This is a genomic window from Aeromonas encheleia, assembly GCF_900637545.1.
Taxonomy (GTDB): Bacteria; Pseudomonadota; Gammaproteobacteria; order Enterobacterales; family Aeromonadaceae; genus Aeromonas; species Aeromonas encheleia.
Genome location: NZ_LR134376.1, coordinates 3,005,183 through 3,030,902 on the forward strand (window position 1 = coordinate 3,005,183; position 25,720 = coordinate 3,030,902).

Genomic DNA, 25,720 nt, shown 5'->3' on the forward strand with positions numbered 1-25,720 from the left:
GATCATGACCCAGCTCGACCTGAATACCCTCAGCCCCCGGATCCGCGCCCACAAGGAGAGCCTGATCCACATAGTCCAGCCGCCGGTCTGCACCGAGCGCGCCCGCCACTACACGCAAGCCTATCAGGCGCACCTGGCCCGGCCGCTGCCGGTGCGCCGCGCCCTGGCGCTGGCTCACCACCTCAAGGAGCGCAGCATCTGGATCAAGCACGACGAGCTGATCGTCGGTAACCAGGCGAGCCAGGTGCGCGGAGCCCCGCTCTTCCCCGAGTACACGGTGGGCTGGATTGAGAAGGAGATAGACGAGCTGGCGGACAGGCCCGGCGCCGGCTTTGCGGTGAGCGAAGCCGACAAGGCGACCATTCACGCCCTCACCCCCTTCTGGCGCGGCCAGACAGTGCAGGATCGCTGCCTCGGCATCTTCACCGACGAGCAGAAGGCGCTGCTGGAGAGTGGCATCATCAAGGCCGAGGGCAACATGACCTCGGGGGATGCCCACCTCGCGGTCAACTTCGAGGAGTTGCTCGCCAAGGGGCTGGCCGGGGTCAAGGCGCGGGTGGCCGAGCGGCGCACCCGGCTCGATCTCGCCGACTGGGCGGATCTGCGGCGCGAGCAGTTCCTGCAGGCGGTGGCCATCACGCTCGATGCGGTGAGCGATCAGATAGAGCGCTACGCCACCCTGGCCCGCGAGATGGCCGAGAGTGAATCCCGTACAGAGCGTCGCAACGAGTTGCTGGCCATGGCCGCCAACTGCGAGCGCATCGCCCACCAGCCGCCGGAAACCTTCTGGCAGGCGCTGCAGCTCTGCTACTTCATCCAGCTCATCTTGCAGATCGAGTCCAACGGCCACTCCGTCTCCTTCGGCCGGATGGATCAGTACCTCTATCCCTGGTATCGCCGCGAGGTTGAGCTGTCAGAGACCCTGCCCCGCGAGCGTGCCATCGAGCTGCTGCAAGGGTGCTGGCTGAAATTGCTGGAGGTGAACAAGATCCGCTCCGGCACCCACTCCAAGGCCTCCGCCGGCAGCCCGCTCTACCAGAACGTCACCATAGGCGGCCAGAACTGGCGCGATGGCCAGGCCCATGACGCGGTCAACGGTCTGTCCTATGCCATCCTCGAGTCCTGCGGCCAGCTGCGCTCGACCCAGCCCAACCTCTCGGTGCGCTACCATGCCGGCATGAGCGAGGCGTTCCTCGACGCCTGCATCCAGGTGATCCGCTGCGGCTTCGGCATGCCGGCCTTCAACAACGATGAGGTCGTCATCCCCGAGTTCATCAGGCTGGGGGTGAGCGTGGAGGATGCCCACCACTACGCCGCCATCGGCTGCATCGAGACAGCGGTGCCCGGCAAGTGGGGCTATCGCTGCACCGGCATGAGCTTCATCAACTTCGCCCGCATCCTGCTGGCGGCGCTGGATGGCGGCCGCGATGCCACCACGGGCCGGGTGTTCCTGCCCCAGGCCCAGTCGCTGCGCCAAGGCAACTTCGGCTCCTTCGAGGAGGTGATGGCCCGCTGGGACGAGCAGGTGCGCTACTTCACCCGCAAGTCCATCGAGATCGACTGCGTGGTGGACAGCGTGCTGGAGGAGCAGGCCCACGACATCCTCTGCAGCACGCTAGTGAATGACTGCATCGAGCGCGGCAAGACCATCAAGCAGGGCGGCGCCGTCTATGACTGGGTCTCAGGCCTGCAGGTGGGGATAGCGAACCTTGGCAACAGCCTGGCGGCGCTGAAGAAGCTGGTGTTCGAGCAGGGCATCGTCGATCAGGCGGTGCTGGCCGAGGCTCTGGAGCAGGACTTCGCCGGACTGGCGGGGGAGCAGTTGCGCCAGCGCCTCACCCACGCGGCCCCCAAGTACGGCAACGATCTGGACGAGGTGGATCTGCTGCTGGTGCGCGCCTACCAGAGCTACATCGATGAGCTCAAGGGGCTGCACAACACCCGCTTCGGCCGGGGTCCCATCGGCGGCACCTACTACGCCGGCACCTCCTCCATCTCCGCCAACGTGCCCTTCGGGGCGGCCACCCAGGCCACCCCGGACGGCCGTCACGCCCACACCCCGCTGGCGGAAGGGGCCAGCCCGGCCTCGGGTTCGGATCGCCTCGGCCCCACCGCCGTGTTCAATTCGCTGGGCAAGCTGCCCACCGCCGCCATCCTCGGCGGGGTGCTGCTCAACCAGAAGCTGAGCCCGGCGAGCCTGGAGAACGAGCAGGACAAGGCCAAGCTGATGAGCCTGCTGCGCACCTTCTTCGAGGTACACAAGGGCTGGCACGTGCAGTACAACATCGTCTCGCGCGAGACCCTGCTGGCGGCCAAGGCTGACCCCGATCAATACCGGGATCTGGTGGTGCGGGTGGCGGGCTACTCCGCCTTCTTCACCGCGCTCTCCCCGGATGCGCAGGATGACATCATCGCCCGTACCGAGCACAGCCTCTGACGGATGTGCCGAAGGCAACTGAGGGTGGCGACGATCTACCCGATCTTCTTCACGGCGCTCTCCCCGGATGCGCAGGATGACATCATCGCCCGTACCGAGCACAGCCTCTGACGGATGTGCCGAAGGCAACTGAGGGTGGCGACGATCTACCCGATCTTCTTCACCGCGCTCTCCCCGGATGCGCAGGATGACATCATCGCCCGTACCGAGCACAGTCTCTGACGGATGTGCCGAAGGCAACTGAGGGTGGCGACGATCTACCCGATCTTCTTCGCCGCGCTCTCCCCGGATGCGCAGGATGACATCATAGCCCGCACCGAACACAGCCTCTGACGGGCATGGCAGGTGCAAGCGGCGACCTGCCACTCGCGCGCCGGCGCCATCTTATCGCCGGATGCGCGAGGTGATATCATCGCCGCGCCGAGCAGCATCGCTGATCGGCGACCCTCATGGCGGCACTGGCCGCCATGCTTCTCCATCGTTCGAATCGAGCCATCACCATGAACCTACGCCGCCAACAGATCCTCACCCTGGTCCATCAGGCTCGCAAGATGAGCGTGAGCGAGCTGGCTGAACAGACCGGTGTGTCCGAGGTCACGGTGCGCAACGACCTCACCGCGCTGGAGAAACAGGGGCTGCTCAAGCGGGTGCACGGCTCGGCCATGGCGCTGGACAGCGATGATCCCGATGCCCGCATGAACATCAACTACCTGCTCAAGGAGCGCCTCGCCGAGCGGGCCGCCCAGCTGGTGGACGATGGCGAGACGGTGTTTATCGAGGGGGGCAGCGCCAACTCCCTGCTGGCCCGCCATCTGGCCCTGAACAAGCGGGTCACCATCATCACCATCAGCAGCTTCATCGCCCACCTACTCAAAGACACCCAGACCCCGGTGGTGCTGCTTGGCGGCCTCTACCAGCAGCAGAGCGAGAGCGTGGTGGGGCCGCTCACCCGGCTCTGTATCGAGCAGGTGCACTTCTCCAAGGCCTTCATCGGGGTCGATGGTTTTCATCCCGAGGTGGGCTTCACCGGCCGCGACATGATGCGGGCCGACGTGGTCAACAGCGTGCTGGCCAAGGGGGTGACCAACGTGGTCATCACCGACAGCAGCAAGTTTGGCGCCATCCATCCCAGCCAGCTAGGCCGACCCGGTCAGATCGGAGTGCTGGTCACCGACGATGCCCTGTCCGCCCCCATGCGTGAGGCACTCATGGCCCGTGGCGTGACACTGCACTGCGTCGCCGCCTGATGCCCTGATTGCACAGTGCCGGCTTGACGCCGGTCACCCCTTAGAGGTTATGCTCGAGTCTCTGTCGACTCACCGGCCCGTCCGGCGAGCGCCTCCCTGATCCAACAAGGAAGTGTCATGCAAACCAAGGACAAGTGTCTGGCCGCCCTGGTCATCCTCTGCTGGGGGCTCAACTTCGTGGTGATCAAGTGGGGGCTGGACGGCATACCGCCGCTGCTGCTGGGGGCGCTGCGCTTCATCGGGGTGGTCTTCCCCGCCATCCTGCTGGTGCCCAGGCCCGCCATGCCCTGGCGCTGGCTGCTGGCCTACGGCGGCGCCATCAGCCTGGGGCAGTTCGCCTTCCTGTTCAGCGCCATGAAGTTCGGCATGCCGGCGGGCATGGCCTCCCTGGTGCTGCAATCCCAGGTGCTGTTCACCCTGCTGTTCGCCATGATCTGGCTGGGGGAGCGCTGGCAGACCCACCACTGGGTCGCCCTGCCCCTGGCGGGGGGCGGCCTCTATCTGATCGCCGCCAACGGCGAGGGCAACCTGACCCTGCTCGGCTTCGTCTTGACTCTGTGCGCCTCCGCCTGCTGGGGGCTTGGCAACGTCATCAACCGCCAGATAGGCCTGCGCTACCAGACCTCCCTGCCGAGCCTCATCGCCTGGGGTGGCCTGGTGCCCATCTTGCCGTTCCTCGCCCTCTCCTGGTTGTTCGAGGGGCAGGCGCGCATCGTCGACAGCCTGCAGCACTTCAGCTGGCAGGGGTTGCTGTGCGTGCTTTATCTGTCGCTGGTCGCCACCTGGCTCGGCTACGGCCTCTGGGGCCGCCTGCTGATGCGCTACCCGGTGGCCCAGGTCGCGCCGCTCTCCCTGCTGGTGCCCTGCGTCGGCATGGTGACCGCCGCCATCCTGCTCGATGAACATCCCACCCCCTTGCAATGGCTGGGCTCAGGGCTGGTGCTGCTCGGCTTCGTGGTGCACCTGCTGGGGGGACGACTGCGGCTGTTCAAGGCACAGCCCAACCACTGAGTCGTCACGCCGCCCATTGACCAATGCGGGGAAAGTTCCCATTCTGAGACAGGCCCTCGCGGGCCTGATATCGTTTGATCCCGGCAGGACGCCGAACCTCAGGAGAGCAAGGACATGCTGCACAATTCATCATCGGCTAGCCACCCCTTATCGCGCGTGCTCCGCACCACGGCGATGGCCCTCACCCTCTGCTGGAGCGCCGCCGGCTGGAGTGCCAGCCTGCCGGCGGATCTCGCGTGGGAGAGCAACGACACCGACCCTGTCTACGCCGATCCGGCCGCCCGGCGTGGTGGCACCTTCCACGACTTCATGATCAGCTTCCCGCTCACCTTGCGTAAATTCGGGCCGGATTCCAACGGTGGCTTCGCCGGTTACATCAGGGAGACCACCCTGCCCCTGCTCGCCACCCATCCACTCACCGGCAAGCCCATGCCCATGCTGGCCAACCAGTGGGCTTTCGGTGCCGATCACAAGACGCTCTACTTCAGGATCAACCCCAAGGCTCGCTGGTCAGACGGCCAGCCGGTCAGCGCCGACGACTGGCTGTTCACCCTCAAGATGATGCGCAGCAAGGAGATCAACGATCCCTGGTACAACAACTACTACTCGACCCAGATAGTGGAGGTCACCAAGTTCGACGACAAGACCTTCTCCATCACCAGCGGCAGTGAGAAGAGCCGCGAGGATCTGCTCGACTCGCTCCCCTTCGCCCCCGAGCCGAGCCACGCCATCGCGCTCACCGCCAACTGGGTCAAGGAGTACAACTGGAAGGTGCTGCCGGTCACTGGCGCCTATCGGATCGACCAGGTGAAGAAGGGCAAGTCCGTCAGCTTCGTGCGGGTCAAGGATTGGTGGGGCAGCGACGAGCGTTACTTCCAGCACCGCTTCAACCCGGACAGGATAGAGATCAAGGTGCTGCGGGATCAGAACATCGCCTGGCAGCACTTCCTGCGCGGCGAGCTGGACAGCTTCCCGCTGACCATCCCCAGCTGGTGGCACGACAAGAGCAAGACCGCCGAATTCGAGAAGGGTTACATCGAGAGGCTCTGGTTCTATACCCGAACGCCGCAATCACCCACCGGGCTCTACCTCAACACCGCCGATCCGCTGCTCAAGGATCTCGATGTGCGGCTCGGCATCCAGCATGCGCTGGCCATCGACAAGATGATCGCGACCCTGCTGCGCGGTGACTATCAGCGCCTCAACAGCTATGGCTCGGGCCAGGGTGCCTTCACCAACACAGATCTCAAGGCACGCCCCTTCGATCCCAAGCTCGCCCGGGAGTACTTCGCCAAGGCGGGCTTCACCAGCACGGGGCCGGATGGCATCCTGCAAAACGCCAAGGGGCAGCCGCTGAGCCTCAGCATCACCTACACCACGGCGGAGCATGCCCAGCGCCTGACCCTGCTGCGGGAGGAGGCGAAGAAGGCGGGTCTCAATCTGGAGCTGAACCTGATGGATGCCTCCGCCGGCTTCAAGTCCATGCTGGAGAAGAAACACCAGAGCGCCTGGATGGCCTGGAGCGGCAGCCGCTACCCCGCCTATTGGGAGTTCTTCCACAAGATCAATGCCAACAAGCCGCAGACCAACAACATCATGAACATCGACGACGACGCCATCTCGGCCCTGGTGGAGCAGTATGACAAGGCGTTCGACTTCGCCAGGAAGGCCGAGCTGTCGCGCCAGATCCAGCAGCGGCTCTTTGAACTGGCAAGCTTCGTACCCGCCTATCAGGTGCCCTACACCCGGGCCGGCGCCTGGCGCTGGGTGCGCCTGCCCAAGATCCCAGCGACGCCCCAGAGCGATGTGCTCTACTGGCCGCTCGATGGGGCCAACTCGGGTTACAGCTTCGGCGGCCTGTTCTGGCTTGACGAGAAGCTGAAGGCAGAGACGCTGGCCGCCATCAAGAGCGGGCAGCGCTTCCCCCCCGTCACCCTGATCGACACCCGCTATCGGCAGCCTTGAGCGCAGCTGCAAACAAAAAGACCCCGCACAGGCGGGGTCTTTTCATGGTGACAGCACCAGCGACGAGGCTTAGCCGCGCTTGGCCTGTTTCTGGGCGATGGCGTCGGCCACGTCGGCCGGCTCCAGCACTATGCCTTCCTGATCCGGGGTCGGGAACACGGCGACGCAGAGTTCGTCCTGCTCCATGCCATCGACCCAGCGCTCCAGCCACACCTTGAGGGTGATGGATTGCGGCTTGCAGTCGGCCCACTCGCCTTCGGCCCACGCCTTGGCGTATTCCGGGTGCGGCCAGACCGGGATGCAGTCTTCATCTTCGGTGGTCAGCATCATGACGCCGTGTTCGTCGGTCAGGACATACAGCTCTTCGTGCTCGACCAGCTTGCTGATGAAGTGATCGAAGCGGTAGTCGGCGTTCAGTTGCAGCGCTGCATTGCGCTCGGTGTCGCTAAGTTCATAGCTCATCGGTCAAGTCTCTCATTCAATAAAGGGCGACATGTTCACATCTTGCCGACGGCTTGTCCAGCATGAGCATGCGGTCGACCGGCTGGATGGCTCAACCCAGGGCCGGGGTGATCAGGGTGATCTCCGGGGTTTCGGTGAAACGCTGGCGCAGCCAGTAGGCAGACTCCACCTCCACGAAGCAGAGCTGGGAGCGGCCGGCCTGCACGCCCTGCATGATCTGCTCGAAACGAGCCTGCTGCTGCTGCTCCCAGGCGGCCGCCAGTTTGGTGCCATGGGCTTCATCCACCACCCCACGGCGCAGCTCGAACAGGTTATCGGTGATCGGGCTGTTTATCTTGCCCGGGCTGTGCCAGTACATCAGCAGGTTGTCCAGCATCTCTTCATCGTAACTCGCCAGCCCATCGAGCTCGGGGGTATCGCCCGCCTCGCCGGCCGCGAAGTCACACCACCCCGCCGCCAGCGGCGCCAGCAGCTGAGCACTCTTGGCTTTGGCATGCTGACGCAGGGCTGTCATGTCCCCCCCCTTGATGGCCGGCAGCCAGAGATCGCCCTGATGCTCATCGAGCAGGGGGAGCAGCAAGGAGGAGGCATAGACCGGAAAGCGGGGACCTAGGGAGTGCAGCAGAGAGACCAGAGTGACTGTGATCATGAGAGACGCCTTGAGCTGGAAGACCGGTGTTCAACCTGGCCAGAAAGACAAAAGTGGGACTATCCTACCATGTTTGGCGACCCGAGGCCTGAGCCATCACGCCTGCCAGACGCGGGCTTGCGGCCAAAAAAGCAGCATTCGCACCGCACCGGTCCGGACAAAGCCCAATAGTTTGAGCCAGCGCCCACTAAAGTAAAACCGGGAATGCTAGTTTGCATACATCTTTAGCGTAAGGAGTGCATCCATGAGTGGGATCGACCAGGTTTCTGACGATTTTGTGAATGAGCTGAAAATACTGGCATGCTTTGATCCGGCCAACATGAGTCTGGGGATCAAGTTACGCAGCGACATGTCTGACGAGCTGTGCCTGGCGGCGGAGCGTCTGCATCAGCAAGGCCTGATCAGCGCAACCGATGGCGGCTATCTGACTCCTTTCGGCATGACCATGCTCGAGCACCTCCAACACCTGCTGGTGGCACTCAAACCGAGTTGATCTCCTGCGGCGCCCAGAGCGAGAAGTTGAGCAACTTCCAATGCTCCCCCTGCTGCAGCAGACAAGCAAACAGCAAAGGACCTTCGGGTCCTTTTATCTTGCCGTCGATCAACCACTCCCCCGCCCGTTTCGGCACAGGCAGCGCCCTGATCTCCTCGGGCAGTTCAGCCTTGCCCAGACGTACCTGCACGAATTGCTGGCACACGGTCACGGCCTCGCTTGCCACAGGATCCGGCACGGGGGACTTGGCAAGAGTGGACAGCGTCACGGCGAACAAGAGTGATGAGAGCATGATGATCATCAGAAGCAGATGTGGTGTATGAATATGCCATAAAACAAAAAGCCGTGGCACCAGAGGTACCACGGCTTTCTTAAATTCTGTAAGAATTACAGAGCAGTTACGTTCTCAGCCTGCGGGCCTTTCTGACCTTGGGTCACGGAGAACTGTACGCGCTGACCTTCAGCCAGGGTACGGAAGCCGTTACCGCTGATAGCGCTGAAGTGAACGAAAACGTCCGGGCCGTTTTCTTGCTGGATGAAGCCAAAACCTTTGGTTTCGTTGAAAAACTTAACGGTACCGGTGATCATGTTAGACATATCTTTAACCTGTATTCAAAATAATTACTTAATGCTTTTCAGCGGGTAAAGCTCAAAAATGGGATTAACTTATGAACAACAGGGAAAGATGCAAAACATCATACTCATTGACATAACTAATGCCCTTTCAAGCTGGTTTAGATTATACGTGCCTTTGTTGATTACGCAACCAAATTTGCACCCTGCCAGGGGCAGGGTGCAATCGCTTACGCATCCGCTGCTTCCAGTGCCTGAACCAGAGCTTTGAGGAAGCGCGCCGCCTCGCCGCCGGTGCAGGCGCGGTGGTCGAAAGTCATCGACAGTGGCAGTGCCCGGACCGGCCGCGCCTCCCCATGGATGAAGACCACTTTTTCAAACAACTTGCCCGCCCCTATGATGGCCACCTGTGGCGGCGTGACTATGGGACTGGCGTAGCGACCCGCGATGGCGCCGAAGTTGGTGAGGGTAATGGTCGCCCCTTGCAACATCTCCCGCGGCACGGCTCGCGCCTTCACGTCGGCGATCATCCGGTCCAGCCCCTGGCGGATATCCGCCCTCTCCCGCTCGGCCACGTTCTCCATCACCGGCACATAGAGCCCGTGTTTGGAGTCAACCGCGATGGCCACGTTGACCTCCCTGAACAGCCGTCTCGACAGGGTATCCCCGTCAAACCAGGCATTCATGGAGGGCTCGGCGCGACAGGCCACACCGATGGCCTTGATGAGGCGCACTGTGACGTCCTCATCGGCCCGCCAGTGGCGCAAGTCCACCTCGTCGGTGATGCTGACCGGCACCACCGTCTGGTGGGAGAGCTCCATCGCCTTGGCCATGGCCCGGCGCGAACCCTTGAGGAACTCGTTGCCGCTGCTCTGCAGCGCTTCGAAGGCGGTCTGCACATCCTGCTCGGTCACCATGCCGGCATGGCCGCTGCCCTTGAGCCTGTCGATGTCCAGCCCCAGCTTCTGCGCCAGCAGGCGCACCGCCGGCATGGCCTGCACCAGGGAGCCTCCGGGCGCCATTGTCCCCACCACGAAGTGATCCTCGATGTGTTGCTGATGGGCGCTGACCTTGCCCACCACGGTGCCATCGTCTTCGCCCCCTTCAAACTCCACCAGCGGCGCGCCGATATGGAGTATGTCCCCCTCCTGGCCGCAGAGTCGGGCGATCACCCCCGCCACCGGCGAGGGCACATCCACCAGCGCCTTGGCGGTCTCCACCGACAGCAGCACCTGATCGACACTCACGGTATCGCCGGCACTCACCTTCCATTCGACGATCTCGGCCTCGGCCAATCCTTCGCCCAGATCCGGTAATTTGAAAAATTTCATGACCATTTCTCCATCAGCTGGTGAGCCGCATCCGCAATATCCTGCTCGGTGATGAGGTAATACTCTTCGTTGCGATAGTAGGGCACGGCGGCATCCACCCCGGTGAGCCGTTTGGGCGGCGCCTTGAGGCTGGTGAGCGCCTCCTCGGTGACCCGCGCCACTATTTCGGCACCGACTCCGAAACTGCCGCACGCCTCGTGCACCACCAGCAGGCGGCCAGTCTTGCGCACCGAGGCCAAAATGCTCTCCATGTCCAGCGGCTTGATGGTGGCGAGATCCAGCACCTCACACTGGATGTCCTGCTCCGCCAGCAGCGCGGCGGCCCGCATCACCTCCTGGATGCAGGCGCCCCAGGCGACTATGGTGAGATCCCGTCCGGGCCTCAGGGTGAAGCAGACATCCAGCGGCAGGCCGACGCCGTCATCCACCACGTCCGACTTCATGGAGCGATAGATGCGATCCGGCTCGAAGAACATCACCGGATCCGGGTCGCGGATGGCCGAGAGCAGCAAGCCATATGCCCGTCTCGGGCTGGAGGGGATGACCACCCGCAGGCCCGGAATATGGGCGAACAGCGCCTCGACGCTCTCGCTGTGGTGCTCAGGCGAGTGGATACCGGCGCCATAGGGCGAGCGGTAGACGATGGGGCAAGAGAGTCGGCCACGGGTGCGATTGCGCATCCGTGCCGCCTGGCAGATGATCTGCTCCATGCCGGGGAAGATGAACCCCTGGAACTGGAACTCGGCCACCGGCTTGAGCCCCTGGGTCGCCATGCCGACCGCCACCCCGGCGATCAGCCCCTCCGCCAGCGGGGTGTCGATCACCCGCTTGAAACCGAACTTGTCGCGCAGGCCCACAGTGGCGCGAAACACCCCGCCGTTGACCCCCACATCCTCACCCAGCACCACCACGTCGGGGTCGCGCGCCATCTCATGGTGCAACGCCAGATTGATGGCTTCGAGCAGTGTGATGTCACTCATGGTGTGTCTCCCCGCCGTGCAGCTGCATGCCCTTGGCGATGATGCGTTGGCGCTGCGCCCGATAATCCTTGGGCAGCTCGGCAAACTGGTAATCGAGCACGGTTTCCGGCACCTGCCGTATCGTGCTCTCGTAAGCGGCGACGGCTCGCTCGACCTCCCGGCTGGCCTCCGTCAGCAGCGCCTGCTCCTGATGCTCGTCCCACCAGCCCTGCGCGGCCATGAACTGGCGCAGCCGCTTGACCGGCTCCTTGGCCCAGGCGGCTTCCACCTCGGCGGCATCGCGGTAGCGGGTCGCATCATCGGCGGTGGTGTGATCCCCGAGCCGGTAGCTGATGGCCTCGATCAGGGTCGGCCCCTTGCCGGCACGCGCCCGCTCGACGGCGGCGCGGGTCGCCTCATAGACGGCCACCACGTCGTTGCCGTCGACCTGAATGCTGCGCACCCCGGCCCCTATCCCTTTCTGGGCCAGAGTGGGGGCGCTCGACTGCAACTTGCGCGGCACCGAGATGGCCCACTGGTTGTTGTTGATGACCATCACCATCGGCAGATGCCAGACGCCGGCGCAGTTGAGCCCCTCCAGGAAGTCTCCCTTGGAGGTGCCGCCGTCGCCTATGGTGACCACGGCGACGCGGGGCTGGTTGCGCAGCTTGAAGGCAGCCGCGATGCCGGCGGCGTGGGTGATCTGGGTGGCGATGGGAACGCAGATGGGCAAGTCTTCCGACAGCTCGCCATCGGCCTTGTAGAAGACGCTGCCCCGTTCATCCCCACCCCAATACTGCAGGTTCTGCTCCATGGGCACGCCCCGCACATAGAGGGTGGGCATGTCCCGGTAGTAGGGCACATAGACATCCTGAGGCTGCATGGCGAGACCGACCCCAATCCCGACCGCCTCTGCCCCCAGGTGGGAGGGAAAGGTGCCGAGCTTGCCGGTTCGCTGCAGTGCAATCGCTTTCTTGTCATAGCTGCGCACCATCACCATGTTGCGGTAGAAGGTGTGCAGGGTCGCCTTGTCCAGCCAGGTCGGTAGTGTCTCGACCGGGCGCCCTTCCTCATCGAGGTAGCGAAGGAAAGGGATGTCGACATGGGTCATAACTGGCTCCTTGCCGTTGTCAACGTCACCACCATGAGGTGACACCTGAAATGTAAACAACATGTTAAGCAAAGGGCAATGGGATTTAACCAGGTAAGACCAGTAGAAACTTCTTTAATTTCAGAAAGAAGATAAGATTTTCGGCGAGCGGAAACGAAGAAGGGAGCCCTTTCGGGCTCCCTGTCATGCTGAGTTCGGGATCACTGCCATAATCCGATAGCCGCCAGGGGCGCAGGTTCGGCGTGCAGAGGTAGGCTCAGATCACTCCCACAGGCGGGTCGGCACCACCAGCAGCATGGTGCGCTGACCGATGGCCACGCTGGCATTGGGGAACACCACCGCCTCCCGCGGTTTCTCTACCCTGTATTGCAGATCGCCGTCTTCTGCCAGCACAAATCCCTGGGGAAACTCGGTGAAATTGTCCACATCGCTGGCGAACAGGAAACGAAACTGCGCCGAGCGCTTGTTGATCACCCGATCGATGGCAAAGATGGTGAAGTCATCCGCCCGCCAGGGCTCGAGCACCACTTCTTCTTGGGTCACCAGCTCCTGCAACGCCTGACGCGCCTCGATGAAGCGAGTCATGTCGTTCTCGCCAAAGGGACGCACCTTGCCGAGCTCCACCGTGAAGGCATGGGCACCATGCTGGTGCGAGCTGTAATAGCTGAAGGTGGTGGTCGGGCCGCTGGAAAGCAGTATGGTACGCACCCCGCAGGCGCCGAGGAACTGCACCTGCTCCTTGCAGTGCGGCCGCTCGTGGGGGAAGGGATAGACTGCAAACTTCTCGTGACGCGAGCCGCGGATGGCGGTGTGCAGATCGTAGTGATAGCGGGGCCTGGCGGGATCGGCGAAGAAGCGGCTCACATACTGCTCGAGGCGCATGGCGCGGATCCGCTCCCTGTTGCACAACCCCTCCCCCTTGCCGCCTGTGCCAGAATGCGCGCCGGAGAAGAGCCGGTTCATGTTCTCCTCCACCTCCCGCAGCCCCAGGTTCATGGCCGCCGGGTTGCCAAACAGGAACAGCACCCGGTGGCGAGCCCTGAGTTCCCCGCTGAGCAGCCGGGTCAGCAGCTGGTTGCAGATCTCGATGGGGGCAGTCTCGTTACCGTGGATGCCGCAGGAGAGCACTATGTCCTTGCGTCCCCCCGCCCCATTGGCGGGCTCCAGGCAGAGCACGCCGGTGTCCCACACGCTCACCCGGGAGCCATCCGGCAGATCGAAGGCAAAGGGATCAAGCTGCCATTCGTGGCGGCGGGTCAGGGCCAAAAAGTCATGCTGGGGAATCATCCGTCTCACCCTCTTGTCTGGAATGCTATGGCCGGATTATACCCAAGGCGGGCAGGCTTAAAATCGATTTTTAAACAAATTCAAACAGTAAGGATACAAAGATGGCGATAGCTGGTGACAAGTCGAATTGCACGGGGAACAGATGAGGGAGATTTCAGGACTGAGGCTTCAAGGGGAAAAACGCGTCATGGGGCTGGAGTGGCAAAGCGCCACATCGGCAAGCGGGATGCCGGGGAAGACGGAATACGGGATCAGCAGAAAAACGAGGCATCCATGCCCGGCTGATCAACCACGCCAGAACGGCTTGGTGGTCTCTTGATAGCGGTCGGCTTCGTTCAGGCCGATGTCCTTGAGCAGATAGGCGGGCAGCTCGGAGAGCTGGCGACGGCTGCGGCTGCGTTCCAGCCAGGTCACTACGGTCGTTTTCACGCGAGCAGCCAGATTCGATTGGCTGGAATGCTGATAACCGGCTTCGGTATACGTCATGTTGGCCATGATATGGCTCCTCTCTCTAGTTCTGCGCAAGGCTCGGATTTGATGCGCAAAGCTTAGTCAGGCGGAGGGAGTGGCTCAATTGACGAATTTTGATACAACACATGAGTAAAACTAATGGCTGATATGGCCAATCACCAAGACATAACCGATTGATTCTAAATGATTAAATTGTGGTCTCATTTCCCTGCACGACCGGGCAGCATATTCTCCTGCATGCGCTACTTCTAACTATGCAGTTTCCAGCAGTAGCTATGCAGCCCAGGTATTTTGGGGAGGACGCTGTCACGGGGCATTCACATCCAGTTGTTAATCAAGAGATCTTTTATTGATCCTTATTTAACAGACAGATACAAAATATACACTCTCAAATGGCTACCATTTTCAGGCCGCACCGAATCCTCATAACAGGAGACACTTGGCGCGCTTTCGGCATGCTGGTATGGTTATTTATACAGTAGTTTAGCCATGTATCCCGTCGGCCTCATTGCGAGCGCCGGATCGGATGCGATCACAGGATAAGCCGATGGACACCTTTACCCCGACCGCCGCCTTGCGTCAACAGATGGAGGCCCTCGAAGCGGCGCTGGCCCGCCTGGCTCAGCAGTTGAGTCGACTCCCGCTGCAAGAGGGCCATGTCTATCCCCTCCCCGCCGTGCCGCAGGGAGAGGAGCACGATCCCATCGCCCAAATAGAGGTCGGTTATCTGGGGGGCGACGCGGCGCTGGCCGCCGCGATCGCCGCCTATCAGGATCACAGCGCCCGCCCCGGCTGCTCAACCAAGGCGACCCACCGGCTGCCCGGCTGGCTACGCTTCCCCGCCGCCAGCGCCAGCCTGCTGCGCCCGCTGCTCGATGAGATCAACGCCCACAAGCTCGCCTTCAAGGCCCTGGTGCAGCAGGCGGGAGGGCGGGATGAGAAGTTCGAGTTGGTGCACCAGGCGTTGCCCGGGGTCATCACCCTGCAGGTCTACCGCAAGCTGACCCTGCTGGAGGGGGAGCTGCATTCGCTGGGCTTTACCTGGGCCGACAAGCAGAGTATCAGTCGCCTCAGCCGCGATCAGGTGCTCGAGATGCTGGAGCGCAGCCGCCGCTATATCCCGGCGCTCTCCAACAACGAGGAGTGGAGCAAGATGGTGGATCAGGAGGTGTATGACATTCGCCGTCTGCCCGCCGACGCCGAGCTGCGGATCCGGCGGCCGGTCAAGACCCATCCCATGATCAACCTGCTCTGGCAGGACAGGGAGCCGCGCAAGCAGCAGCTCAAGGCGAGCCTGCCGCTGCTGCTCTGCTCGGACACCCCGCCCAGCGTCACCCACCTCGGCCACTACCCGCCCAAGCTGCGCCAGGCGCGGCGGGATCGCAAGATAGGCGGCGAGGCCATCATAGAGCGACTGCACCTCTATCGCTATCAGGGCTAGCCGCTCCCTCAGCCAGACATATTGCAGAGATGCCCTGACGCTGGAAATGAGCGCCCTGAAGCACTGAAAAAAGACGAGGGGGATGGTCACCGGACCATCCCCCTCTCGCACACAGGCAACCACCGCCGTCATCAGCTCATCAGCAGGGCGCGCAGGCTCTCCACATCCAGGCCACGGACCTCGGACTGACCGCTGAGCAAGCCATCGGCCAGTGCCCGCTTCTCGTCGTGCAGCGCCACTATTTTCTCCTCCACCGTCTGCTCGCACACCAGCCGATACACGGTCACCGGCTGGGTCTGCCCCATCCGGTGGGCCCGATCGCTCGCCTGATCCTCCACCGCCGGGTTCCACCAGGGATCCAGGTGCAACACGGTATCGGCCTGGGTCAGGTTCAGACCGGTGCCACCGGCCTTGAGGCTGATGAGGAACAGCGGGACAGGTTCGTGACGGAACCGCAGGATGGACTCCTGGCGGGACTTGGCGGAGCAGCCGCCGTCCAGATAGCAGTAGTCCCACTGCTTCTGCTCGATGCGGGCCCGCAGCAGGCTCAGCAGATCGACGAACTGGCTGAACACCAGCACCCGATGACCGCCGTCGATGGCCTCCTCGAGCAGCCCCATGGCCTCGTCCAGCTTGCTGCTGGTCTGACTCCACTCCGGCATCACCAGCTTGGGGGAGCAGCAGAGCCGGCGCAACCGAGTCAGGCCGCTCAGCACATGCATCAGGGCGCGGCCATCGGCGCTCTGCACCTGCTGCACCACCTCGCGCCGGGTCGCCTCGTAGAGCTGGCGCTCCTCGGGGGAGAGGCTGATGTGATGGATGATCTCGGTTTTGTCCGGCAGCTCGGTCAGCACCTGCTGCTTGAGGCGGCGCAGGATGAAGGGGCTGATCACCGCCCGCAGCAACGCCATGTGCTGGGGATCCTTCACCGCCTTGCCGAAGCGACGCTTGAACTCGCCGAGGCTACCGAGCAGACCCGGGTTGATGAAGGTGAACAGACTCCACAGTTCCCCCAGATGGTTCTCGATGGGGGTGCCGGAGAGGGCCAGACGAAAATCCCCCTCGAGCTGGAACAGCAGCTTGGCGCGCTGGGTGCCGGCATTCTTGATCTGCTGGGCCTCGTCCAGCACCATGCTCGCCCAGCGGCGGGACTTGAGTGCCTGCGCCAGGCTGCCGAGCATGCCGTAGTTGACCAGGATGATCTGGCCGGCCCTGGCATCGCGGATCAGCCCTTCCCGCTCGGAGGGCTGCTCGAACACCACCACCTCCAGCTCGGGGGCGAAGCGAGCCACCTCCTCCTGCCAGTTGGTGACCACTGACTTGGGCACCACCACCAGCGCCGGGCCCAGATGCTGGCGCATGCGCAGCACGACCAGCGCCTGCAGCGTCTTGCCAAGCCCCATGTCATCGGCCAGACAGGCGCCGAAGCCGTGATGGGCCAGGGTCGCCATCCAGCGCACCCCGTCCTTCTGATAGTCCCGCAGTGCCGTCAACAGCTCGGGGGCACAGTCTACCTCCTGCTGCCACTCCTGCTGCAACGACTGCCAGGCATCATCCCCTGCGGTGGTCACCGCCGACAGCAGGCGGGCCAGCGGATAGGCCAGCTTGTTGTTGATGCGCTGATCGGCGTCCAGCATGGCACCCAGCATGGTGAGTCGCTCCACCAGCTTGTCGCTCAGCATCAGGCTGGTCTTCTCGTCGAGCTGGACGGTGCGCTGACCCGGGGTCAGCTGGCGCAGGATGAGGCGAAGGTCGAGGATCTGGTGCTCGTCCAGCGCCAGGGCACCTTCAATCTGGAACCAGTCCTGGCGCCGCTCGATGCGCAGGCTGAGGGCCGCCTCGTCGAGGCTCTTGAGGCGAGCGCTGTCCTGGTGCCAGTGAATGACCACTCCGGCCTCCACCAGCTCGGGCAGCGAGTTGACCAGGGTCAGCGCCTGCTCACCCTCCAGCTTCCATTCGTTGCCTGGCAGCCCGATGGGCAGCTGGTTGCGCAGCAGCTGGGCCTCGCCCTTCTCGGCGGCGAGATCCCGCTGCCAGTAGTGATAATCCCTGACCCCCTGCCGCACTATGGCCTCCCCCTTGCCGAGCGGCAACGGTGGCAACTCCCCCTGCCGGGTCACCAGCTGGACCACCAGCTGGCCATCCTGCCAATCCAGCTGGACCGAGGGCACCCCGGGCCAGGGGGCGAGTTCGGCATTGCCCTGCAGCCCCGCCACCTGGCTGTGCCATGGCAGCTCGGGGATGGCGTCCAGGGTGCGTTGCAGCTCCGCCAGCCCGGCCTCGGGCAACAGGGGAATGGATTCGAGCGCGGGCAGTCTGTCCAGCAGGGCTTGCGGAGTCAGGATGAGCTGCCACAGGTCCTGGGCCAGGGGCACTATGTGCGCCCCGCGCGCCGCGGCAAGCGGGCTCAGCACGGCGCTCATGCCCTGCTCGGTGGCCACTATCTGCAGCAAGGGGGCACTGATGGCCAGTTGCAGCTTCTGCCCCTTGGCGTTGAACAGGCGGGGGTGCTCGGCGAGCGGCGCCCAAGCCTCCCGCGGCAGCTTGCTCATCACCCGCGGCAGGGTGCGCACCAGCGCCCAGTCCGCCTCGTCGAGCATGGCGGCGTACTGGGTGGAGAGCAGAGCCGGATCGACCCGGCGACCGGCGGTCCACTCCCCCTTGGTGCTCTGCTTCTGGATCTTGCACTCCAGCTCGGGGCCATCCGCATGGAGCAGCCATACCAGCCGCTCTTGCGCCTTGCGCACGCCGCTGGAGCGCCCCAGCCCCTGCAGCCAGTTGAGCCAGCTGGCCGAGGCGGGCGTCTTGTCTTCGTCATCCTGCTCATCGGCCGCGTCCACCTCAGCGGCGGCGCGCAGCCGCTGCAACGGGGCGTGCTGCGCCCCCATGCCCAGCAAGAGTCGCAGCAGATCCTGACAGAAGGCCATCAGGCGGTGACGCGGGCTCGCCTCCAGCACATGGGAGAGATCCCACTTGTGCAGTATGGCCACCTGGGGGCTCTGCTCACCGTGCCGCGCCAGGGCGCAGAGATCGAGCCAGAGATAGCCCCAATGGAGCTCCTCCAGCGGCAGTTGCAGGGTATCGAACAGACCGACCGACTGGCCGTGGCGATCACCGGCCCACTGGCCCAGCAGATCGCTCAGCAGCGGGAAATGATTGCCCAGACTGCGCTGCCACTTCTTGCGCTGCTCGCTGGCGAGCACGGGATCGGCCTGTTGCAGCCAGCCCAGCCAGAGCAGGGCGCTGAACAGCCGGGGCCAGGGCTCTTGCGCCGCCGGCGCCTGCCACTGCCCCAGCGCGCTGAGCAGCCGCTCGGCCAGGGGTTGATCTCCCCCCCGCTCGGCCAGCTGCTGCAGAGCCGGCCAGTAAGTGGTTACCTCGCCGTCCGGCGCGCCACAGAGCCAGCTCCACTCCGCGGCCAGCGTCTCGACCCGGCCCGCCAGCGCAGGGGCACAGGCCGCCGTGACGCGCGCCAGCGGCCAACCGTCCTCGGGCTCGGCGTCGAGCAGGGTCTGCAGGGCGAAATGCTCGAGCAGCAGCCCTTGCCACTCGGGGCTTGAGCCCGGCAGCAGGCGGTGAGCATCGGGCAAGTCCAGCAGGCTCAAGAGCTCCGCGCTCTGGTAATAGGCCGGGATCTGACCCGCCTCCCCCAGGCAGAGTTCACGCACCAGGGCCTGCGCCAGCTCCTGGCCGGTGACCGAGGGGACCCGGGTCCAGTCCGGCATGGGGCATTCCCCCGCCCGTACCGCCAGGATCAGGGCCAGGGTACCTTCCGCCGTCAGGCTCCACTGCTGCTCCCCGCGCAGCCGCACCAGCCCTTGCTGCTGCAGCTGGTTCAGCCGGTCAGCCAGCGCCAGCCCGGGCGAGTGCTGGGCGTGCAGCATCTCCTGCAAATAGCGGGTACTGGCGGCGCGCTGCAGTTGCAGCTCGCTGAGCAGGGCATGGCAATCCGAAGAGAGGGTGAAGGCTGACATCAGAACTCGCGGGCAGGTGCAAAGGCGGAATTTTAACGGGAAAGCGGCGGCGGCTCGACCCTTAACCGCGAATTAGTACAAAAAAAAGCGCAGGGCGCATAAAACGAGGGGATAGTGCGGGCAGAGATCGCCGCCATGACGCGGTGAAGAAGAGCGGAAATACCCCACCAAAGCGCCATAAAAAAAGGCGCCTGAGCGCCTCTTTGCAATGACGGGATGATTCAGCCTTCCAGCTGGGCCAGCCGTGCCTCCAGGGCCTGTAACTGGGCCTTGAGGCTGTCTACTTCCTCTTCCAGCACGCTCAGTCGATCGGCGGCGGGAGAGGCAGAGTGACTGGCGGGGGCGGCCTCGGCCAGCGCTTGCAGATCGATCTCGCCGCTGAACAGGTGGGCGTAACGGGATTCCCGTTTGCCCGGCTCGCGCGGCAGCTTGACCACATAGGGTCCCTGCTCGCTGAGCTCGGCCAGCACGGCATCCACCTGGGTCACATCATCGAAGCTGCACAGGCGGTTGGTGCGCGAGCGCAGCTCGCCCGGGGTCTGCGGGCCACGCAACAGCAGCTCGCAGAGGATGCCGAGCGCCTGCGCCGAGAATTTCAGCTCGCCGAATTCGGTATTGCAGAAGCGGTGTTGATAACGGGGCACCCGCGCGTTGAAGCCGGCGGTGTTGACCACCAGCCGACGGCGGATCAGTTCATCCACCACGGCGCGGATATCCAGCTCGGAGAGCTCCAGCACGGGTTCGCGGTTGCTCTTCTGGTTGCAGGCATTGACCAGCGCGTTGAGAGAGAGGGGGTATTGATCCGGCGTGCAGATCTCTTTCTCTATCAGGCAGCCGATCACGCGCGCCTCGAGTGGGCCTAGTACTAACTCCATTTCAACCTCCCTTGCCAAACGTTAAGGGCCTCATCTTAACCAAGGCGTCCTCCTCGTCCAGCAGAGAAACCTGTTTTTGCGAGCCGGTGAAAACCTTGATGAAACATCGCACAACCCAGAAGGCAGCACCCGGTGAACAGCCAGCCTCTTTCGGGGCCTGGTATCGGTTCACTCAGAGTCGCACATCAACCGTACTGAACCCGGATGGTGCCATAGCCCGGCAGCCGAGCCCTCCTCTCCCCGGTTTATGCTCGCCATGGGACACGGCCTGGATGCCATGACCGAGCAAAGCCCCCTTAGACCGACTTGTCGACCTGGGTATCCGTCCCCGTGGTCAGGATGCGCACCTTGTCGCCCTTGTTGAAGATGAGATTGGGATCGTTCTCCTGCACGACGTTGAGCAGTTTCCCTGCCTGAGTCTTGATCTGCAGCTCGACCGTCTGCTTGCCCTGGGTGGTGCCCTGTTCACTCTGGCGACGGCGTGAGGCCTCGGCCCCCGCAACCGCTCCCACTGTGGTGGCGACGGTCTGGCCCGAGCCACCGCCGAATTGACTGCCGACGGCAGCCCCCAGGGCGGCGGCGCCTATGGTGCGCAGCGGTCGGGCGCCCTGATGAGTGGCGGTATTCGCCTGGGTGATGATGCGGCTCTCCTGCACTGTCCCGTATTCCACCTGGCTACTGGTGCCGGCCATGCCGGGTGAACTGATCAGGATGAGCAGGCTGGCGGCGATAGATGCTATTTTCTTCACGATGTCGACTCCGATGACAAAGGCGCCCCGGCGTTGGGCACCTGGCTTGCGGATGGCTGCTAATTGCTGCCATTTTTTCAAGAGACTACACCGCCGATCCTGACTGTGAGCTTGCCCGAAACAAAAATGGCGGCAGCCTCTTCCTTGTCATAGAACCAGAATAAATCCTTGGCACAACATCAACTTGACGGCTTGCGCTCCAGGGTCGCCGCGACCGACTTGGCCGCCGAGCCGGTGAGCAAGGGCTCACCCGGATAGAGCATCAGTGCCTGGGTACGCAGGCGCTTCGCCTCCTCCTGCCGCCCCAGCGCATCGAGGGCTAGCACCATGTTGGCGTAGATGTTGGCTCTGGGGGTGTGGTGCACGAACTCCTGCCCCCAGTCGAGATACGCCTCCAGCTCCGCCTTATTGTGAGCCTGCAGGCCGACCATCAGGCGCACCGCATTCACGTCGAACTCCACCCGGGTCAGCCAGGCCATGGGGTTGATGATGTCCAGCAACAGGGTCGGCTGCTTGTAGCCACCACGCTCATACTTGGTCACCACCCAGGCGGTATGAATGGCCGTGAGCATGAAGGGCACCACGACCAGTGGAATACCGATGGCCAGGAAGCGCAGCAACAGCCAGGGGCGATAGACATATTCCCGCCAGTTGGCGTGGCCAAAGGCCTGCGCCCCCTCCTCCACTTCCGCATCCAGCACATAGATGAGCAGCAACAGGGCCCACCACAGGGCGATGGCATGATAGAGGGGATACTCGGTCTGGGTATGCAGCAGGATGGGCGTGATCAGCGCCAGCAGCGCCAGGCCCTGCGACCAGCCGGCCTTGGTCAATCGCCACAGCAGGGTGCCGGCCATCAGCAGCATGCCGAGCATGGAGGCAAGCCCACCTTCCACCGCCCAGTAGAGAAACTCGTTGTGGGGGTGATCCAGGTTGTATTCGATCTGCACCATGGCGGGATTCTGCGCCTTGTCGGCCATGTAGTGCTGCAGGAAGACGGGCTCGAAACTGCCGTAACCCCAACCGGTCCAGGGCGCCTCGGCGATCAGTTTGGCGCAATAAACCCAATAAATGGGCCGATAACCTCCGGATTGATAAATCTCGACACCGCGTTTCAATCCCACTATCCCGTATTGAGAAGCCAGCCCTAGCACAACCCCTAATCCAACCAGACCCAGAACATGCGCCAATAGCCGCTGACGATAAAGTTGCGGTGCAAGCAGGAGCAGTGCCAGCAAGCCACCCAGCTGCCCCACCCGCGACTGCAGCACCACCAACAGCAGGCTGGCGGCCAGGATCACGCCATAACGCAGTCCCCGCAGCCAGCCACGGGCCTGCCCCCGCAGCTCAAGCCAGATGGCGAGGGATAACCCGGTCGCCATGAAGCTGGCCATCACATTGGGTTGCTGAAAGATGCCGTAAGGGCGGTTGGTCTGGGTGTCATAACCGAGCCAGTTGCCTGGCGTCAGCAGGTAGTACTGCACCAGCCCAAGCAGTGCCTCAATAACCACCGCCCCCAGCAGCAGATAGAGCAGCCGGTCACGCGCCTCGCGAGCCAGTTGCCACTGGTAGAGGCAGAACAGAAACAGCAAGCCGGTGAACAGCCCCAGCAGACGGGGAATGGCGTAATCCTTGAGCTCAAAACTCGGGTATGCCATGGGCAGCAGTAGCAGCAATCCACTTAGCCATAGCCCGGCCTGCAAGGACGAGAAGACCAGCTTCTGCTGCAGCGTGACCTGCCACAGTCCCATACCGATGACCAGACTGGCAAAGATCCAGCCCCAGGCATTGAATGGCAGATAGAGCCCGGCGCCCCCCGGGTTGTGCATGAAAAAATGCATGCCCAGCAGCCAATAGAGCACACTGACCATCCCAAAGGCCTTTATGGTTACCTTCATTTTCCCTGACCCCCACGCACTCAGATTCATAGCACCATCACCAGTATCCCAAGAAGCAAAAAGGGGGCTCAGCCCCCTTTGATTCACATAGCAACGATTATGCCTGTTCTGGCCTGCGAAAGGCATGCCGAACCAAGACAATACCAACTCCCAGCATACCGCCAAGCAAAGTGGCCAGCACCACGATCAGGGGACGCTTGGGCTTATCGCGGCTCATCGGCTCGTCGGGTGCATCCAGATAGGAGAAGGGACGGAAGCTTATTCCTTCCAAAGAAATACGCTTGAGGCGCGCCATCTGTGCCTGCAGCGCCTGCAACTCGGGTTGGTAATACTCAAGTTCGATGGATTTTAACAAGCTCAGTTTTGCTTCCAGCCCCTTCGAGCCCAGTGAGATGGGAAAACGCTCCTGGTTGGTGTAGTTTTCCAAAGGTGCGGTAGCCCCTGCAGCCTTGGCCACGCTATTAGCCAGTCTGGTCTCGGAGATATCCTGCTGCAACATGCGTTTGGCATCTTCTTGCATCACGGCATAGCGGGTTGCTACCTCTTCCAGTTGCAGGGTGCGTTTCTCATTCAAACGCTGGATCAACTGTTGCTGCTGTCGTTTGATGACGTAATCGATATACCCTTCCAGCAGTGTCAAAGAGGCATCCGCGGTGGGTGCGGCAAGAGTGAGCTCAATCCCCGGATCCTCACCTTTCTTGTCAACGGGTTGGGCCGTAACCAGCTTGCTCCAGTCGCGCAACCAGCGCCGCTGAGACTTGTCGTCCAGTCCCTTATCTTTTATCTGCTCGGCAAACAGCGGGCTGCCCTTAAGGTAATCCCGGCGGTTCTCAAAAGAGTTGAACTCCTGAACAAAGTCTTTGTAAAGCTTTTCACCCGTAGGAAACTCTTTGAGTCCCAATGCGGTAGCCTGAGCCTCCACCTTCTGCATCGGCAACAGCTCTTCCGGCTTGGGCTCCGCGATCACCGCCTTGGCGGACCACTGCTGGGGGGCAAACAAGGCATAGCCTACCCCCACAGCAGCAAACAGCGCCGTGACCAGCAGGATCAACAGTTTCTGGCGCCACAGCACAAGTGCCAGCTCACGCAGATCAATTTCGCCGGAAGCGACTTGCCAACCCTGTGGTAGATGAGCATCAGGTTTGGGGGTTATCTCTTTATTGGTCATAACGACGCTGGTTTCCTAGTCAGTTTGGAGAGGAAATAAAACATACTAAATAGTATGGTTTCACCATTTAGTATTGAGTAAATCAACATATAGAGTTAAATCCAAAACTTTTAAATTAATACGCTCCATCACGTTTCAAGACTACATTTATTGTCTTGAAAAGAATCGCGATGTCATTCCACAATCCCCAGTTCTTAACATACCAGCTATCAAAATAAACACGAGTCGCATAATCAACATCATTACGGCCACTTACCTGCCAGAGTCCGGTCATACCCGGCTTTGCCATCAGATAATAGGTTTTATCATCACCATAGCGTTCAAGTTCTTCTTCGACAACAGGTCGGGGGCCGACAAGGCTCATCTCACCACGTAATACATTAATGAGCTGTGGTAATTCATCGAGACTGGTTTTCCGAAGAAAATGCCCAATAGGAGTGATTCGTGGATCATTTCTTAATTTAAAATCCTTTTCCCACTCAGCTCTAGCCTCAGGGTCTGTCGCCAACAACTGAGCAAGCACTTCTTTGGAATTGATAATCATGGAACGGAACTTGAGGCATTTAAATTTATTGCCAAACTGACCAACACGTTCATGCCCATAGAAAGGAGAGGCACCATCCCTAGATACTTTAAACCCAATATATACAAAAAAGGGCGACAACAATACAAGCAAGGATATCGAAGTCAGAATATCAAAGCCTCTCTTTATAATTCGAGAAGATAGTCGCGCCAAGTTATTTTTAACTCGTAACATCATCAATTCATGGCTAAAGAAGTGCGACATATCAGTTCCATACAAAGGCACACCACGCATCGCCGGAATGACTGATATGTTTCTCACACCGTGAGAGCATAAATATCTCAGCCATTTATCGCCAAGGTCACTCTGCTCATATTCAAGCGCAATAAAGAATTTGCAGCTTCTGTATTGATTAACCAAATCATCTGCATCTCCCATAAACAAGGGTATGGAAGACATTGGAGAACTCGTACAATGCTGACCAGGTGCAACAAATGCTATCACTTCAAACCCAAGCATTTTCTCACTGTTAATCGCTAAAAAAGCCTCTTTGGCATTATTATCGCACCCAATGATCAAGCTTGGCATCCCCCAACATCCAAACTTGATCAATTGACATTTAACACCCCAACGGAATAAGGGCAGCAGTAAGATACTAAGCGACCAGAAAGAGAACCATTGATAGCGAGAAAAGTTCCATTTTGAAATAGCCACCACGGCTAAATCAGCAATAGCAAAACAGATTAGCATAAGCAGAATTTCTTTTAACTCACTCCAAAACGGTTTGCGGTAAGTATAATGACGCAGATAGACCCATGAACACAAAATAAGCGCAATAGCGATGACCAAAAAGCTCCAGACACGATCTAAATCAGAACCTGTTCGCATTACCTGCGACAATGACAAACCGGTTCGTAAGCTTTCAAACCACCATGAAAGTACAAACGCAGCTGCCATAGCAACAAAGTCGCTGCTCATGATAGCCAAGCGGTTGATATTTGCCGAGTATCGACTTGATAGAGTTTTAACCTCATCCTGTAAATGGCTAAAATTCTTGAATTCCATATATTCTACCCGATTATTAATAATAACGACA

At 61.4% G+C, this 25,720-nt stretch carries 21 protein-coding genes; 6 read left to right on the forward strand and 15 right to left on the reverse strand.

Annotated elements, in window-relative coordinates; translation table 11 throughout:
• Nucleotides 1-4 precede the first annotated feature (4 nt).
• The 4 genes from EL255_RS13920 (at nt 5) to EL255_RS13945 (ending at nt 6,660) form a co-directional block, all read left to right on the forward strand.
• Entirely contained in the window at nt 5-2,437 is a 2,433-nt protein-coding gene (locus EL255_RS13920) for a formate C-acetyltransferase/glycerol dehydratase family glycyl radical enzyme (RefSeq protein ID WP_042654908.1), read from the forward strand.
• Nucleotides 2,438-2,937: 500 nt separating this feature from the next.
• Nucleotides 2,938-3,684: a DeoR/GlpR family DNA-binding transcription regulator gene (locus EL255_RS13935; RefSeq protein WP_042654943.1), complete on the forward strand. Its 747-nt coding sequence runs from the start codon at nt 2,938-2,940 to the stop codon at nt 3,682-3,684.
• Nucleotides 3,685-3,801: 117 nt separating this feature from the next.
• On the forward strand, nt 3,802-4,695 hold the full coding sequence (locus EL255_RS13940) for an EamA family transporter (protein WP_042654909.1): 894 nt from the start codon (nt 3,802-3,804) through the stop codon (nt 4,693-4,695).
• A 114-nt stretch (nt 4,696-4,809) separates the two neighbouring features.
• Nucleotides 4,810-6,660 carry an extracellular solute-binding protein gene (locus EL255_RS13945; protein WP_042654910.1) on the forward strand — a complete coding sequence of 617 codons (1,851 nt, stop codon included), beginning with the start codon at nt 4,810-4,812 and terminating at the stop codon, nt 6,658-6,660.
• Nucleotides 6,661-6,729: 69 nt separating this feature from the next.
• Here EL255_RS13945 and EL255_RS13950 read toward each other — a convergent pair whose 3' ends face one another.
• Together EL255_RS13950 and EL255_RS13955 are read right to left on the reverse strand one after the other, a co-directional pair.
• Nucleotides 6,730-7,122 carry a DUF2750 domain-containing protein gene (locus tag EL255_RS13950; RefSeq protein ID WP_042654911.1) on the reverse strand — a complete coding sequence of 131 codons (393 nt, stop codon included), beginning with the start codon at nt 7,120-7,122 and terminating at the stop codon, nt 6,730-6,732.
• Nucleotides 7,123-7,213: 91 nt separating this feature from the next.
• Nucleotides 7,214-7,771, reverse strand: coding sequence for a hypothetical protein (locus EL255_RS13955; protein ID WP_042654912.1), 558 nt, complete (start codon nt 7,769-7,771; stop codon nt 7,214-7,216).
• Nucleotides 7,772-8,015: 244 nt separating this feature from the next.
• Here EL255_RS13955 and EL255_RS13960 point away from each other — a divergent pair, with 244 nt between their 5' ends.
• Nucleotides 8,016-8,264: a TIGR02647 family protein gene (locus EL255_RS13960; protein WP_042654913.1), complete on the forward strand. Its 249-nt coding sequence runs from the start codon at nt 8,016-8,018 to the stop codon at nt 8,262-8,264.
• Here the strand turns inward: EL255_RS13960 and EL255_RS13965 are convergent.
• From EL255_RS13965 to EL255_RS13995, 7 genes are all read right to left on the reverse strand, one after another.
• The gene (locus tag EL255_RS13965) at nt 8,251-8,556 is read right to left on the reverse strand and encodes a hypothetical protein (protein ID WP_042654944.1); all 306 of its coding nucleotides are present in this window, start codon (nt 8,554-8,556) and stop codon (nt 8,251-8,253) included. The genes EL255_RS13960 and EL255_RS13965 overlap by 14 nt on opposite strands.
• A gap of 95 nt (nt 8,557-8,651) precedes the next feature.
• A complete protein-coding gene (locus EL255_RS13970; protein WP_005331438.1) occupies nt 8,652-8,861 on the reverse strand; it encodes a cold-shock protein in 210 nt (69 codons plus the stop codon).
• 206 nt (nt 8,862-9,067) lie between these two features.
• Complete coding sequence (locus EL255_RS13975; protein WP_042654914.1) at nt 9,068-10,168, reverse strand: dihydrolipoamide acetyltransferase family protein; 1,101 nt, start codon at nt 10,166-10,168, stop codon at nt 9,068-9,070.
• Nucleotides 10,165-11,148: an alpha-ketoacid dehydrogenase subunit beta gene (locus EL255_RS13980; protein ID WP_042654915.1), complete on the reverse strand. Its 984-nt coding sequence runs from the start codon at nt 11,146-11,148 to the stop codon at nt 10,165-10,167. Before EL255_RS13980 ends, EL255_RS13975 begins: the two co-directional genes overlap by 4 nt.
• Complete coding sequence (gene pdhA, locus EL255_RS13985) at nt 11,141-12,238, reverse strand: pyruvate dehydrogenase (acetyl-transferring) E1 component subunit alpha (protein ID WP_042654916.1); 1,098 nt, start codon at nt 12,236-12,238, stop codon at nt 11,141-11,143. Before pdhA ends, EL255_RS13980 begins: the two co-directional genes overlap by 8 nt.
• 261 nt (nt 12,239-12,499) lie before the next feature.
• Nucleotides 12,500-13,525: a succinylglutamate desuccinylase gene (gene astE / locus EL255_RS13990; RefSeq protein WP_042654917.1), complete on the reverse strand. Its 1,026-nt coding sequence runs from the start codon at nt 13,523-13,525 to the stop codon at nt 12,500-12,502.
• Between the two features lie 285 nt (nt 13,526-13,810).
• Nucleotides 13,811-14,020, reverse strand: a complete 210-nt coding sequence (locus tag EL255_RS13995; RefSeq protein ID WP_042654918.1) for a DUF1127 domain-containing protein — start codon at nt 14,018-14,020, stop codon at nt 13,811-13,813.
• A gap of 523 nt (nt 14,021-14,543) precedes the next feature.
• Between EL255_RS13995 and EL255_RS14000 the strand changes: the two genes are divergently transcribed.
• Complete coding sequence (locus EL255_RS14000) at nt 14,544-15,437, forward strand: DNA replication terminus site-binding protein (protein WP_042654919.1); 894 nt, start codon at nt 14,544-14,546, stop codon at nt 15,435-15,437.
• 131 nt (nt 15,438-15,568) lie between these two features.
• Here EL255_RS14000 and EL255_RS14005 read toward each other — a convergent pair whose 3' ends face one another.
• The 6 genes from EL255_RS14005 to wbaP form a co-directional block, all read right to left on the reverse strand.
• Nucleotides 15,569-19,411 (reverse strand): DEAD/DEAH box helicase, encoded by a 3,843-nt coding sequence (locus tag EL255_RS14005; RefSeq protein ID WP_042654920.1) that lies wholly within the window; start codon nt 19,409-19,411, stop codon nt 15,569-15,571.
• A 221-nt stretch (nt 19,412-19,632) separates the two neighbouring features.
• Nucleotides 19,633-20,286: a YceH family protein gene (locus tag EL255_RS14010; protein WP_042654921.1), complete on the reverse strand. Its 654-nt coding sequence runs from the start codon at nt 20,284-20,286 to the stop codon at nt 19,633-19,635.
• A gap of 296 nt (nt 20,287-20,582) precedes the next feature.
• Complete coding sequence (locus tag EL255_RS14015) at nt 20,583-21,035, reverse strand: glycine zipper 2TM domain-containing protein (protein ID WP_042654945.1); 453 nt, start codon at nt 21,033-21,035, stop codon at nt 20,583-20,585.
• Nucleotides 21,036-21,214: 179 nt separating this feature from the next.
• Nucleotides 21,215-22,906 carry a PglL family O-oligosaccharyltransferase gene (locus tag EL255_RS14020; protein ID WP_170176011.1) on the reverse strand — a complete coding sequence of 564 codons (1,692 nt, stop codon included), beginning with the start codon at nt 22,904-22,906 and terminating at the stop codon, nt 21,215-21,217.
• 124 nt (nt 22,907-23,030) lie between these two features.
• A complete protein-coding gene (locus tag EL255_RS14025) occupies nt 23,031-24,101 on the reverse strand; it encodes an LPS O-antigen chain length determinant protein WzzB (protein WP_048823243.1) in 1,071 nt (356 codons plus the stop codon).
• A 115-nt stretch (nt 24,102-24,216) separates the two neighbouring features.
• Entirely contained in the window at nt 24,217-25,689 is a 1,473-nt protein-coding gene (gene wbaP / locus EL255_RS14030; protein WP_084228425.1) for an undecaprenyl-phosphate galactose phosphotransferase WbaP, read from the reverse strand.
• Between the last annotated feature and the right edge of the window lie 31 nt (nt 25,690-25,720).

What these genes read in the sequence shown, in the direction of transcription:
- EL255_RS14020 (WP_170176011.1), bottom strand. Translation starts at nt 22,906, where the DNA reads ATGGTCAGTGTGCTCTATTGGCTGCTGGGCATGCATTTTTTCATGCAC.
- pdhA (WP_042654916.1), bottom strand. Translation starts at nt 12,238, where the DNA reads ATGACCCATGTCGACATCCCTTTCCTTCGCTACCTCGATGAGGAAGGG.
- EL255_RS13935 (WP_042654943.1), top strand. Translation starts at nt 2,938, where the DNA reads ATGAACCTACGCCGCCAACAGATCCTCACCCTGGTCCATCAGGCTCGC.
- EL255_RS13960 (WP_042654913.1), top strand. Translation starts at nt 8,016, where the DNA reads ATGAGTGGGATCGACCAGGTTTCTGACGATTTTGTGAATGAGCTGAAA.
- EL255_RS13955 (WP_042654912.1), bottom strand. Translation starts at nt 7,771, where the DNA reads ATGATCACAGTCACTCTGGTCTCTCTGCTGCACTCCCTAGGTCCCCGC.
- EL255_RS13940 (WP_042654909.1), top strand. Translation starts at nt 3,802, where the DNA reads ATGCAAACCAAGGACAAGTGTCTGGCCGCCCTGGTCATCCTCTGCTGG.
- EL255_RS13995 (WP_042654918.1), bottom strand. Translation starts at nt 14,020, where the DNA reads ATGGCCAACATGACGTATACCGAAGCCGGTTATCAGCATTCCAGCCAA.
- EL255_RS14010 (WP_042654921.1), bottom strand. Translation starts at nt 20,286, where the DNA reads ATGGAGTTAGTACTAGGCCCACTCGAGGCGCGCGTGATCGGCTGCCTG.
- EL255_RS13980 (WP_042654915.1), bottom strand. Translation starts at nt 11,148, where the DNA reads ATGAGTGACATCACACTGCTCGAAGCCATCAATCTGGCGTTGCACCAT.
- EL255_RS13965 (WP_042654944.1), bottom strand. Translation starts at nt 8,556, where the DNA reads ATGCTCTCATCACTCTTGTTCGCCGTGACGCTGTCCACTCTTGCCAAG.
- EL255_RS13920 (WP_042654908.1), top strand. Translation starts at nt 5, where the DNA reads ATGACCCAGCTCGACCTGAATACCCTCAGCCCCCGGATCCGCGCCCAC.
- EL255_RS13950 (WP_042654911.1), bottom strand. Translation starts at nt 7,122, where the DNA reads ATGAGCTATGAACTTAGCGACACCGAGCGCAATGCAGCGCTGCAACTG.
- EL255_RS14000 (WP_042654919.1), top strand. Translation starts at nt 14,544, where the DNA reads ATGGACACCTTTACCCCGACCGCCGCCTTGCGTCAACAGATGGAGGCC.
- wbaP (WP_084228425.1), bottom strand. Translation starts at nt 25,689, where the DNA reads ATGGAATTCAAGAATTTTAGCCATTTACAGGATGAGGTTAAAACTCTA.
- EL255_RS14025 (WP_048823243.1), bottom strand. Translation starts at nt 24,101, where the DNA reads ATGACCAATAAAGAGATAACCCCCAAACCTGATGCTCATCTACCACAG.
- EL255_RS14005 (WP_042654920.1), bottom strand. Translation starts at nt 19,411, where the DNA reads ATGTCAGCCTTCACCCTCTCTTCGGATTGCCATGCCCTGCTCAGCGAG.
- EL255_RS13945 (WP_042654910.1), top strand. Translation starts at nt 4,810, where the DNA reads ATGCTGCACAATTCATCATCGGCTAGCCACCCCTTATCGCGCGTGCTC.
- EL255_RS13975 (WP_042654914.1), bottom strand. Translation starts at nt 10,168, where the DNA reads ATGAAATTTTTCAAATTACCGGATCTGGGCGAAGGATTGGCCGAGGCC.
- EL255_RS13970 (WP_005331438.1), bottom strand. Translation starts at nt 8,861, where the DNA reads ATGTCTAACATGATCACCGGTACCGTTAAGTTTTTCAACGAAACCAAA.
- astE (WP_042654917.1), bottom strand. Translation starts at nt 13,525, where the DNA reads ATGATTCCCCAGCATGACTTTTTGGCCCTGACCCGCCGCCACGAATGG.